This window comes from Emticicia sp. TH156 (genome assembly GCF_002855535.1).
In the GTDB taxonomy this organism is placed as follows: domain Bacteria; phylum Bacteroidota; class Bacteroidia; order Cytophagales; family Spirosomataceae; genus Emticicia; species Emticicia fluvialis.
In genome coordinates this window covers 309,398-321,850 of record NZ_PKRS01000002.1, presented here as the reverse complement: position 1 = coordinate 321,850, position 12,453 = coordinate 309,398, and the positions used below count along the sequence as shown (strand labels likewise).

The window sequence follows — 12,453 nt, the reverse complement described above, 5'->3', positions numbered from 1 at the left end:
TCATAAATAGCCATGTAGACCCACTATGTGGCTATGTATGCTGTCGTTAAATTTACAGCGTAAAAGAAGTCTGATACCTCAATTAAACTTCTTAATAGGTTCTGTATTTTGTAAAACGTAGTTCAGCTCTTCTACGTTGTCTATGTTTAGTTTTAATATGCCTTTTACGGTCCATATCTCGTCGGTAGCAAAGCGGCGTGGTTGTTTGAGTTTCAGTTGGATGATTGATTCAGGCCCCGAGCCTCCGCAGAAAAAACAGGCAGCCATAGGATTGGCCGAAAGCACAAATACGTTTTCAGCCGGGTCAACCGGTATCATATATCCTCTTATTTGTATCACTTTTCCTTCCAGCGCTTTTACACGCTCGCCAAATTCAGGGTAAAGAAAGAACATATTCTCCTGTTTGTTAAATTTCTTCTTAAAGCGCACATCCTGCAGGTCTTTCCATGTAATGTGCTGGATTTCAGCCTGCACTTTAAAGCCTGTATTGATGAAGCCTGCCAATAAAATGAGTATTAGCCCTACCGAAAAAAATGAACTGAATTTTTTCATAGTAAAATTGTTTATGCAATAATGTTGCAAATATAGTAATGGAGATTTATTTTTGCATCATTGTTGCAAGTATTTCATCTATTAAAGTTCGGGTATTTCTACATATACTAATCTGCCTGTCATTAAATTATCGCATTATGACAAAAGTATTGTTAGGATTCCAACTGGTTACCGCTTCTTTCGTTCACCTGATTTGCTGTGGTTTACCATTGCTGCTGAGTATCAGTGGTGGTTTAAGCATTTTTATTGCCCTGCAGGCCTACGCACCTCTTTTGCTGTGTTGCCAGTTAATTATTTTCGGGGTTACTTTTTATCAGGTGTACAAACCTGCCGGCAAGGCTTCAAAATTGCAGCGCACCGGATTCTGGTTTATTTCTCTGGTTTCAATTGTTTTCTATTTTTATCCGCCGGTTCATTGGTTCAAGTCAGAAGAAGCCCGGTTAAAAGAGGCACAGATACAACGTTTTTTCAAGCATAAAACACAATAATGAAATGAATAAAATTCTTTTGTTTTTCGCCGGAATTGCAGTAATGGGGTGTTCGTCAAAAAATCCGAAAGACAACCCCGTATTGGTAGAGGCCAATGAGGTGCACATACAGGCAGAGGCTATTCAGGAGCAAATTGAGCCTGAAATAGAAAAGGTCGACAGCCTTAGTAACCTTTTACTTGCAAAAAAAACTTTAAAAGCTGATTCGTTAGCCAGAGAATTGACAACGTTGAAGGCTGACTTTAATACTTGGGAGAAGAACTTCTTTGCGGTGCCGGGTTTTGAACATACACATGGAAGTGGCCATGAGCATGAACACCATCACCAGAATTCTGTTCCTGATTTACCTGCCGAAAAAATGCTGGAGGTGCAAAAGGAAATTAAACAAAACATTGGGCAGATTAAAACACGCCTGGAAAGTATTTCAGTAGCAGTTAAGCAACTCTAAGATAACAAAGCATTACTTATCAATTCAGTTTGGGTTCTACCCAGAGCGCTACTAAACCCACCAAAATAATTAAATACCATGCCCATTCTGGCAAAGTGGTGGTAAGTGACTGTAAAGATGCTTTACCACCATTATATGTACTTTTTTGCTGATGCGCCTGTAAGGCTTCTTGTATTTGTGTGGCTTGCTTAAGCCCTCCTGTGTTTTCTTCCACATAAAGCGATAAGGAATCCTGAAATGATTGCCAGCCCTGTTTCCTGAAAACATAGCTTCCTGAATAGGTAAGCGGATTGACTGGCGATTGGGATAAAATAGTTGTATCTGTGTCTATCCTGATTTTTGAAGAAACGACAGTAGGATTATTAATAACTATAGATGTTTGCGTATCGGTAAAAACAGGAGCATCAATCAGAATATTGTCGGAAATAGCTGGAGCCAGTTGTTGAAATACCGACGACCAAATACGGGCATAGCCGAGGGTATCGCCACTTAGTTTCAACTGGAAAGTCTCATTCAGAAAACTCAAACCAACTGACCCAGCTTTCTTCTGAATAGCTATGGGGTATTTACTGATTAATTTCTGGTTAACGGCCGGCTCAGGTACATAAGGCAGTGCTGTAAGATTATCCGCGACGGTTATTGTTTGGTCGTTTGATATTTTTTTTACTCGCCAATTCATACCCAAAGCCTGATTCAGCATTTTAGCGTCTTCTTCTGGTTTAGTGCAGTTAATAAATAAGACACTTTTGCCTTCGGCAACTGCTTTTTTTACCAGGGTATGCGCCGCATTGGCAGGGTCTGTTATGATAATATCAGTGTCGAACGATTTAGTATCGCCGGGTTTATTGATAGTAACTTTGCTTTGGGCGTCTCTGGCAATGGTAGTAATAATCTCAACCTGATAATTGTTTCTGCCCAGCCACTCTGATAGATTTTTGCTTTCAAAATCAGGATTGCCTAATATGAAAAGTACTTTACGTGGTTGTGGAGCATGCGCAAAAAAATGAATGTGCTCAAGCGGCGCCTCATCTAGTGTTAATAATGCCTCTGTACGACCAATGGTAAAAACCGGAAAACTGAAATGAAAGGTATTATGGCCTTTTTGCAATACGAGGCTATCTAACGTTTGATGACCATATTTAATGGCGAGTGTCTGAGGTTTACTAACGGTTAATTTACCGCTCAGCTCTTGCATGTCTCCCTTTTTTACAATGCTTTTATATCTTAATCTCTCTAGGTGTCCTTCGTCAAAATAGGGTATCCAGTTCAGGTTACTGTTACTCAACCAGCTTAGGGTTTTAGGGCTGAAATTCTGCCCTAAGAGATATACATTGCCGGGGCTGTCAACAAATTGCGGATTACTACTGATTAAGCGGTTAAAATCCTGCTCATTGAAAGAATCTGCGATTTGAAGGCTGTCTTTTATTTTCTGAACATAAGCCTTGGGTATTTTGGCGGCAACCAGTAAAATTTTGTTGCCATTGGTTGTATGCTTTATGCCCGGCTGAAAAACAAAAAGAAAAACTGCCAGCCAAACGAACAGATTCAGCCCCAGGCGTATCCGTATGCGTTTTTTAGGCAGAGCTTTTGACCGCCACAACAACCATAATTGGATAATCAATAAGAACACCAGGCCTACATAAAGTATCCACTTTGACTGGAAGACTGATAATATGAGTAAGTTAAATGCCATGTATTAGTATTTGTCTGACAGGTAGCATCACCGGATATTTTTCCAGAATGCCTTCTCTAGTTTTTTTTCTGCCGTATAAGATTTGTTCGATATGCCTTTTGGCTGAGCAACACCGGTTAGCTGATATAGTTTGGTCTTCAGCTCAGCTTTTTCGTCAACCGTTAAATCCTTATCGTTTATTAAATGCTGAAGCTGGTTTAAAACAGACCAGTTGCTCAGCTTGCTATTCATTACCTTACCACTCAGGTACGTGCCTAACAGCAATAAGTTTTGTTTTTGATACCCGTTTAGTTTCTGGCCTTCTTTTTTTGTATCTATAATACCCAGCACCTGCGCTACCAGGAGTTCTAACTTTTGTTGAGAAAAATTCTTTTCGTAGCTGAATGCATCGTTGAATTTGGTTAACTCGCCTGTCATGCGCTTTTCTTTTTCTTTGATGGGCGGTGGGTCAAAGCTGGTTTTCTTTACAAATGTACGCGCCTTTTGCTGTGCCGATTTAAGAAATTCGAGTGCCTTTTTTTCAAATGGCAAGGCTTTCTCAGGCTCATAAAGACGCAGGTGTAATTCTGACAGCCACATTTGCTCGAGCGACATTTTTAACAAACTACGGGTAGATTGTTCGTAGAAAGTATTGGCTTCGCCATCATCATGCGAGTGCACGTAGTCTTTCAGAATAGCTGCCAGCGGGTCTTCGTTGTCCTGATTACTTTTGGGTTCAGTGCCGTGGTCATGGCTATGTCCATTAGCCTGGTGCTTTTCACCATCTTCATGGTCGTGCTCGCCTTCATCATGTGCATGCGTAAAACCTTTCAGCAGGTCGCCACCCATAGCCGATCCGCTGATAGCGTCTGACGGAATAGGGTCGCCGCCACCAATAGAGTTTTCAAACTCTTCACCCAGATACTGTCCATAACGCAGGCGTAGTGCTTTTTGGTCAAAACCTATTTCATTAGATGTACTCTTAAAATCTTTCAGGCTGATTCTATTTCTTTTGGCGATGAGTTTTTCAGTATCAATAATAATCTGGCGCTGGCTTCTGAAATACTCAGGAAGTATATTCATGGCCATGGTAGCCATCTCGGCCTCCTCTGTTTTGGATGTATCTTTATAAACAATAAAGTAGGTGTCAGACTTGGTATAGTTAGGTTCCGGCTGTTTATTGTCAATGGCGGCCCAGTAATAATAAAGCTCATCGCCGGGGGCAAAGTTTAGCGCCTTTAAATCAATGGTCTTGTTGATGAAAGCCTCCTTGAAATGCGCCTGATTTATAGGTAATTTAATTTCTCTGAATTTTACATTCTCTCCTGACCCCCTGGCTACTGTAGCAATGATGAATGCTTGTGTTACCTGAAAATCATCTGATATTTTTGCTGAAATCTGAACGGTTTTCGGGTCTTTCAGGAAATGGAATTTATATAGTTCTTTAGATGCCGGGTCAATTCTGGGTGCCAGGTCTGGTATGGCTTCCAACCGGTAATAGTCAGACTGAAATATGAGGGAGTCTTTCCAATAGGCTTTTATGGCATATAAACCAGAGCCTTGCAGCATGTCGGTATATTCAAAAACTTCTCCTGTTTTCCTGAAAGAGAGTTCTTCGCCTCTGTTATTGCTCAGTTTCACAGCCAAATTATTGGTATGATTAAACGCTACTAGCCATTTAAGCATAGAACCGCTGATGGCAGAGGCGTTTAAATCGTCATTTGTTTTGGTTGGTAATTGGGTATAGGCAGGTGGTGTAATGGTTAATTGTGCTGAACTGAACACTGGTGGTTTAGCCATTTCCTGCGGCGATGCTTTGGTGTGGGTCTCAGTGCCAAAGGTTTCTTTGCTTTGATGCTGTTTTACAAGCGGATACCCTAAATAAATAAGCATAGAAACGATTGCAATGGCAATCGGAACCCATATTTTTGAATTAATTGCTGTTGGTGTTCTGTGTCCTTGCAATTTTAAGGCTAATCTTTCCAATTGCAATTGCTCAGCTATGTTGGGTTGCGACACATTGAGTAACTGAAGGCTATACTCGGTATCTCCGACCGTTTTATGGATTAACCTTACCGCTTCATTTTGTTTATCTTTAAACAATTGAGTCTGGTAGGCACTAACACCAAAGGCAAGCAGGCTGCATATTAGCGATACTGACAAAGAACCGCTAAAAACTGATACCAATAAAAAGGCGGAAACTGCCACCAGCAGACATGTAAAGAATGCCACCGCATATAACTGAAAGCGCACACCCGATATAATATGTTTGACCTGATTCATGCGTTTTTAGTGATGGCTATATAACGTTCAATGCTTAGAATAATGATGAAAGCAAAAAGTAAGATTCTTGCAAGTTCATTTTCCTGATGAGATTTAACAGCACCGGATTTAGTAAATATACTTTGCAATTGTTGATTACTTAAAACCGTAGGTACAGGGTTTAAATCATAGTGTTTTATCAGCGTCTCTGCCAACCACTCAGGAAACTCACCATTAAAAATGGCCGCAGAAGTTTGTGGATTGAGGCCGTACGGAATCTGAATAGTATTCTTCTGGTATCTTAACTGGTTGGCCGGAATATTATCTGTGTTAGAAATGATGTTCAAAGTTGATTCAGAATCATATTCTGATTTTGAGCTTAAGGGTTTATCGCTGAATACCCAGTTGTATTTTTTGTGCTTGTTAATCTCTGTATCTGCTGTCAGTGTAATTTTATACACTTCTTCCAATGCTTTTAATGAAGCTAAAATGGTTTGTTTTTCTGCATTATTCTGATTGAGAATCAAAACCTCGATTGGTGCATTATTGGCCGGGCTGCCTGTATAAGTATTGTTGTTGGGTGATTCTGATTGCAGTGCCAATTGATTGGCAGCATTTACGAATAGCTTTTTGTTACCAAAAGCTAAATAGGGCTTCAGGTTATTTTTGGATGTATCAACTATGGTAAGCAGATTGAAAGCGGATGGTACAAAAATTTTAGGTACCTGTGCCAGATTCTGACTATTAATCAAATAAAGCGCTATATCTTCTTTATCGATGGTTTGCGCCAATTTGTTAAGGCATGATTGCAAAAATAGCGGGTTAAAGTTGTCGGTTTGCGGTACATGGCCCAGGTCTTCCGCCAAGGTTAAAACGGGTTGAATCCAATAGATTTTTTCGCCTTTTTTAAGCGCATCCTGCAATTCAAACTTATAGTTATCAATTATCAGTTTGTTTGGTTGAACCAGATGTATTTTTTGAGACGATGATGGCGCATCAGACCAGTCGAAAACAGGCTTGCTTAATAAAAAGCAAAGTAGCAATAGAAGCAGGCACCTAAGCAGTAGCAATAGAATATTATCCAGCCGGAGGCCTCTCGACTGTTGTAGATTTTTTTCCAGAAGCCATTGAGTGGCCGCCCATGCTAAAACTTTACCTTTTTTCTGATGCCAGAAATGGATAATAATGGGTATGGCAATGGCCAAACCACCCCAAAGCATCAGAGGATTTAACAATTCCATACTTAAAATTTTCTTTTCTTTAATGACTCGGCAATGACTCTTGCGATGGGTTCATTAAGTGTAACTCTGATTAAACTAACGTTTGGAATCTGTAAAGCATTTTCCAGATTTTCCAGATAAGCCATCATACCAGCTTTAAATTCGGCCTTTACTGCTTCGGCCTGTAATTCTATTTCCTTTTGCGTTTCTAAATCTCTGAATCGATAAAATCCATTCAGATTGAAGTTGATTTCGTCTTCTCCCAAAACCTGAAATATTACAATATCGCGCCTGGGGTTGGCAATATTCCTGATTAGCTGTATCCATTCGTTATCTGCCTGTAAGAAATCAGAGGCTATGAAAATCAGCTCTTTTTGCTTTTGTTGAAACTCAGGGAACTTCGGATTGCTGTTTTTCCATGGCCCGCTCGCTTCTGCCTTTTCAAGCGTGTATAAAATTCTTTGGAACGATTGTTTGCCTGAAGGTACTAATGTTTGTAAGTCGCCGTTTTGAAGTGTATACAAACTCATCTTGTCGCTTTGTCGATACCCCAAATAGGCCAGTGATGCCAAAAGGATTTTACAATAATGTAATCGACTCACCGATTTTTCCAGATAATTCATGGAACCCGATAAATCAAGTACAAACCGGATATTCAGGTTACTTTCCGTGGCCGATTCCCTCACCAGGTGCTTTTGGGTACGGGCAAAGAGTTTCCAGTCTATTCTTTTCGGGTCGTCGCCCGGTTCGTAGTGTCTGTATTGTTCAAACTCTGTACCGATACCTGAACGTTTGCTACCGTGGATACCCAGCATTACTTCTTCACTAACCAAGCGGCCAGCCAGTTGCAGATTATTTAATTTAATGAGTTCGGTAGTGAGCATCAGGTTTATTTTTTCAACAACTCCCCAATTACGTTGTCAGTAGTTATATTTTCAGCTTCGGCGCGGAAATTCAGCGCAATTCTATGACGAAGCACCGGATACGCCAGTGTCTCAATATCTTCCGGAACGACCGAGAAGCGCTCGTTTAATACCGCTCTTGCTTTTGAGCATAAAATGAGCGCCTGACCTGCGCGGGGGCCTGCGCCCCAGTCGCACCATTGTTTTACAAATTGAGAATTACTATTGGCCGGGCGGGTATTTCTTACCAATTGGTTTACTTTTACAATCAATTCATCAGTGATATGTACCTGTCTGGTTAGTTTTTGCAAATCTATTATCTCGTTATCTGTCAGTACGGTCTGCAAAGTTTGTTTGCTGCTGCCTGTTGTACTTTTCAGTACGTTGAGTTCTTCCTGTTCAGACGGGTACCCCAGTTTAATATAAAGCAGGAAACGGTCAAGCTGCGCTTCAGGCAGGGGATAAGTACCGGCCTGTTCAATAGGGTTCTGTGTAGCAATAATCAGAAAGGGCAGGGGCAGGTCATAATTGGTGCCGGCGTATGTAACTTTATATTCCTGCATTGCTTCCAGCAGAGCTGCCTGAGTTTTGGGCGGTGTACGGTTAATCTCGTCTGCTAAAACAATATTGGCAAAGATGGGCCCGCGGTTAAATTTGAAAAACTTCTTACCTGTTTCATGGTCTTCTTCCAATATCTCGGTACCAATAATATCGCCCGGCATTAGATCCGGGGTAAATTGCACTCTTTTGAATTTCATGTCAAGCGCTTCTGACATGGTTTTTACCATCAGTGTTTTGGCAAGCCCGGGCACACCCTCCAGCAAACAATGGCCACCCGCCAGTAAACTAATCAATATTTCATTGATGGCCTCTTCCTGGCCGACAATAACTTTACCGATCTCTTTTTTTAAGTGTGGTAGTTTAGATACCAGCGTTTTATAGTGATTAAGATTCTGTGTTTCCAATGTTTAAACTGTTAATGCGTAATTGATGATATTTACCCCAAACTTGGTGTTGTCTTCTGCCAGCCAGCGTTTATTTCTGAAGTCGTAGTCCCATTCGCAGCCATAATCTTTATTGCTGTAAAGCAGGCCGATTCTTCCATTAATTTGTATGGCTTTCAGGTAGTCGTGTACCAGGTCATCGCCCCAGCCGTTCAGCTCGAAACTAGTTGTAGGCGGGCCATCAAAATGAAAAAATGAATGGTAAATGGGATGAGTGTTGGGTATTTTCTGAAGTGCTTTGGCTCCAAAAGTGCGAGCCATTTCCTGCTCAAATGATTTGGCAAACAATCCGTCGATATCATGGTTACAGTCGTCGACGAAGACAAATCCACCGTTTTCGACATATTTTCTGAAATGTTCTCTCTCCTGACTTGAAAACTCTACCAGCTTATGGCCACTTAAATAACAGAACGGGCTTCTGAATATTTCGTTACTGCTCAATAACACTACTTTCTCTTTTTCATCAACGGGTATGGTAGTGTATTCTACCAGCGAATTTAGGATATTGGAAGGCATGCGCTGATCTGTATCCCAATCCCCCGAAGTGTATTGAATCCGAGTGAAAACGAAAGGTTTCAAATGTTGTGAAGTGTTAATTTTCAGTAATTAATTCTTGGTAATTTGTCTTAAGATCGGGGTGTCTAAAAAGCCAAGTGCTGCCAAATAATCTTTGCCGCAGAATATTTGCCTGAAAATACTTTTTAGACATCCCTATCTCGGTTTTTTCCCATAGCCACGGACTATCAGTCCGTGGTACTTTCAACGGACTACCAGTCCGTTATACGGCATCAGAAAGTGAAGAGAACGTAAATTCTCTGATTTTCATGGGTGGTACAATGTAATTCTGGTTTGATTCGGTACTCACCACGCGTTCTGGCTTGCCCAGCGTTTCAAGGTTATTAAGCATGATAATCGGACTCTCATTAAAACGGAAGTTTTTAATCGGATGTTTAATTTTGCCATCTTCAATGTAGAAAGTTCCGTCGCGCGTAAGACCTGTTTGTAATAAAGTCTGAGGGTCAACAGAGCGGATATACCAAAGTTTAGTAACTAATATTCCTCTTTTGGTGCTTTTTATCATTTCATCAAGGGTTGCTGTGCCGCCTTCCATAATCATGTTGTTTGGATAAGGCACCGGCTGTACGCCCTTTTGTTTGGCCCAGAATCTTGAATAAGCCAGATTTTTTACAACCCCTTTCTGAACCCAGAACAATTTCTTCTGTGGCTGCCCGTCGCCCGACCAGGCTGCTGCCGGTAGTTCAGGGTTTTGTGGGTCTGAATAAAAAGTAACGCGTTCATCTACAATTTTTTCGCCGAGTTTGGTTTTGCCACCCGGTTTGCTCATGGAAGACCGCCCTTCGTCGGCACTACGGGCGTCCATATCAAAAAAGAGGTTTTCTAAAAGCACAACAGCGGCAGTAGGCTCTAAAATAACAGTATATTTGCCCGGCTCCAGCGCTTTGGCGCCAACAGAGCCTACCGATTTCTGAATAGCAATTTTAGTGGCTGCGGCTGTATCCAGTTTATTAATATCGTTATAGCCTCTGGCTACGTAGCCAGAACCGGTGCCATCCTGCGTGCGGACGGTTAACGAAAAGTTAACGTTTGAGTCCAGATAATAAGCAAACAAACCTTTCGAGTTCATCATGGCATTATAACCGTGGCGATCTTCAAGGAAACCGGCCGCCACCAGATTTTGCGCTCTTGATAATTGAAGGCTCTTATCTACTGCCTCTGCACGTGTGGCAGGGGTAATTTTTGCGGTAGAGTCATAATGTCCGCTTGATTTAAGATATTGCTGTGGCTCTAAAATGCCTACGTATTCCGGGTTTTCGGGGGCTAATCTGGCTAATTCTTCAGAGCGACGTACCACTTTTTCAATTGAGGCATCATCCAGCTCATCAATGGTGGCAACACCAACTTTTTTACCAAAGGCAGATTGCACCTGCAGGTTTTTATTAATTAAAGAGCCACTGGTAGATACCTCGTTACGGGCATAGCGGATATTTCCACGTATTTCGCCAAGCAGATTTACTTCACATTCATCTGCTTTTGAATAACTCAAAACCTTTTTCAGCAAGGCTTTAGCTTCTTCTTCGGTTAATATAACAGACATTTGATTTCAGATTTTAAATGGTTTGATTTTAGGGATTGGACAAGGAAAATGGTTAAGAACAAGGAATCTGAAAAAGTATTTTTTTCGACCCTTTCTCCATTTTTCGTTCTCCACTCTCTTGTGTAAATTAGATTTTACGTGCTGTATTAATGACGTTAACCCCATTAAAACGAGCAGTTGAACTACCATGAGATACCGCGCTTGACTGCGAAGGTTGCCCTTTGCCGTCGAAGAACGAACCTCCCAAACGATAATCTTTTTCGTCGCAAATCTTCACACATGAGTTCCAGAACTCCTGTGTGTTTGATTGATAGGCTACGTCTTTCAACATACCTTCAATCTTTCCATCTTTAATTTCATAAAACAATTGTCCGCCGAACTGGAAGTTGTAGCGTTGCTGGTCTATTGAGAAAGACCCGTCACCAATAATATATATGCCTTTCTTTACGTCTTTTATCATTTCCTCAACAGATAGCGGAGCCTTACCCGGTGCCAAAGATACATTGGCCATGCGTTGGAACTGCACCGAAGACCAGCTATCTGCATAGCAACAACCATGCGATTCTTTTTCGCCAATAATATGTGCCTGGTCTCTGATGGCCTGATAATTTACCAGAATACCGTCTTTCACTAAATCCCAGCGTTTGGTTTGTACACCTTCATCGTCCCAACCGACTGCTCCTAATGACCCGACCTGCGTTTTATCTGCAAAAAGATTCACTTCTTTACTACCGTAGTTGAAATTTTTGCTTTGCCATTTATCCAGCGTAGCAAATGAGGTTCCGGCGAAATTGGCTTCATAACCCAGGACGCGGTCAAGCTCTAAAGGGTGGCCTACCGACTCATGGATAGTTAGCCACAAGTGTGAAGGGTCAAGAACCAGGTCATACTTGCCTGCCTCAACCGATTTCGCGGTTAGTTTTTCTTTGGCTTGTCTGGCAGCGGCGGTTACGTCTTCCAGCATATCATAGCCTTTATTATAGCGGGTGGTTACACCTATTACTTTATCTGACGGATTAGCCTGTAAATACTCATAGCCCATACCCATTGGGGCGCTTAATGCCTGGCGGGTTTCAAACTTGCCTGTTTTGGGGTCAATGGCTGTAACCGCAGCAATGGGCCATATACGGTGGATGTCCTGGTCTATATATGAGCCATCAGATGAAGCAAAGTATTTTTGCTCATTAACCATAAATAGCACCGAGTTAACGTAATTGGCGCCGTTTTTAAGGGCTGCATCGTTTACACTCAGCAATAAATCTACTTTTTCTTTAATAGGTACTTCAAACGAATTCTTTTTGATAGGTGCTTTCCAGTTAACCTCGCCATAGCCTTTTTGAGGTGCCAGTTGTACCGGCTCTTTCATTAGCCGGGCATTGGCTTTGGCAATGGCCACGGCTTCTTCTGCGGCTCTGGCTGTATCTGCTTCGCTTTTAGCGTCAACTACGGCGGCGAATCCCCAGCAACCATCGGCAATTACTCGCACACCAACCCCATAAGACTCGGTGTTGACAATGTTCTGCACTTTGTCTTCGCGCGTGACAACAAACTGATTGAGGTACCGGCCAATGCGGATGTCGGTGTAGGTAGCACCTTTTGCTTTGGCAGCATTAAGGGCGGCATCAGCTAAACGTTTTTTTACGGCTACATCTATGCCGCCGTCCAGCAGGGCTTCTTGCGAAACAGTATTGCCCACAAGCGGAATATTGGGTAGCATCATAGCTCCGAAGCCCATTCCGGATAATTGGATAAAGTCTCTTCTTTTCAAAGCTTTTTCAGTTTTTAATTT

11 protein-coding genes are annotated in these 12,453 nt (G+C 41.8%); 2 read left to right on the top strand and 9 right to left on the bottom strand.

The genetic code is table 11. The annotated features are described in order from the left end of the window. Positions 1-78 precede the first annotated feature (78 nt). Positions 79-552: a DUF3299 domain-containing protein gene (locus tag C0V77_RS05335; protein WP_101725292.1), complete on the bottom strand. Its 474-nt coding sequence runs from the start codon at positions 550-552 to the stop codon at positions 79-81. A gap of 137 nt (positions 553-689) precedes the next feature. Here C0V77_RS05335 and C0V77_RS05330 point away from each other — a divergent pair, with 137 nt between their 5' ends. Next, the gene (locus tag C0V77_RS05330; RefSeq protein ID WP_143706008.1) at positions 690-1,040 is read left to right on the top strand and encodes a hypothetical protein; all 351 of its coding nucleotides are present in this window, start codon (positions 690-692) and stop codon (positions 1,038-1,040) included. A 4-nt stretch (positions 1,041-1,044) separates the two neighbouring features. Further along, positions 1,045-1,488, top strand: a complete 444-nt coding sequence (locus C0V77_RS05325; protein ID WP_101725290.1) for a hypothetical protein — start codon at positions 1,045-1,047, stop codon at positions 1,486-1,488. A gap of 19 nt (positions 1,489-1,507) precedes the next feature. Here C0V77_RS05325 and C0V77_RS05320 read toward each other — a convergent pair whose 3' ends face one another. The 8 genes from C0V77_RS05320 to C0V77_RS05285 form a co-directional block, all read right to left on the bottom strand. Beyond that, positions 1,508-3,181, bottom strand: a complete 1,674-nt coding sequence (locus tag C0V77_RS05320; protein ID WP_143706007.1) for a hypothetical protein — start codon at positions 3,179-3,181, stop codon at positions 1,508-1,510. A gap of 27 nt (positions 3,182-3,208) precedes the next feature. Continuing rightward, entirely contained in the window at positions 3,209-5,443 is a 2,235-nt protein-coding gene (locus C0V77_RS05315; RefSeq protein ID WP_101725288.1) for a hypothetical protein, read from the bottom strand. Then, on the bottom strand, positions 5,440-6,663 hold the full coding sequence (locus tag C0V77_RS05310) for a BatA domain-containing protein (protein WP_101725287.1): 1,224 nt from the start codon (positions 6,661-6,663) through the stop codon (positions 5,440-5,442). Before C0V77_RS05310 ends, C0V77_RS05315 begins: the two co-directional genes overlap by 4 nt. Positions 6,664-6,665: 2 nt before the next feature. After that, positions 6,666-7,526 (bottom strand): DUF58 domain-containing protein, encoded by an 861-nt coding sequence (locus C0V77_RS05305; RefSeq protein WP_101725286.1) that lies wholly within the window; start codon positions 7,524-7,526, stop codon positions 6,666-6,668. A gap of 5 nt (positions 7,527-7,531) precedes the next feature. Continuing rightward, positions 7,532-8,509 (bottom strand): MoxR family ATPase, encoded by a 978-nt coding sequence (locus C0V77_RS05300; protein WP_101725285.1) that lies wholly within the window; start codon positions 8,507-8,509, stop codon positions 7,532-7,534. A gap of 3 nt (positions 8,510-8,512) precedes the next feature. Next, the gene (locus C0V77_RS05295; RefSeq protein ID WP_101725284.1) at positions 8,513-9,127 is read right to left on the bottom strand and encodes a DUF4159 domain-containing protein; all 615 of its coding nucleotides are present in this window, start codon (positions 9,125-9,127) and stop codon (positions 8,513-8,515) included. 199 nt (positions 9,128-9,326) lie between these two features. Further along, positions 9,327-10,664, bottom strand: coding sequence for a TldD/PmbA family protein (locus C0V77_RS05290; protein ID WP_101725283.1), 1,338 nt, complete (start codon positions 10,662-10,664; stop codon positions 9,327-9,329). 127 nt (positions 10,665-10,791) lie between these two features. Then, positions 10,792-12,432, bottom strand: coding sequence for a TldD/PmbA family protein (locus C0V77_RS05285; RefSeq protein ID WP_101725282.1), 1,641 nt, complete (start codon positions 12,430-12,432; stop codon positions 10,792-10,794). Positions 12,433-12,453: the final 21 nt, after the last annotated feature.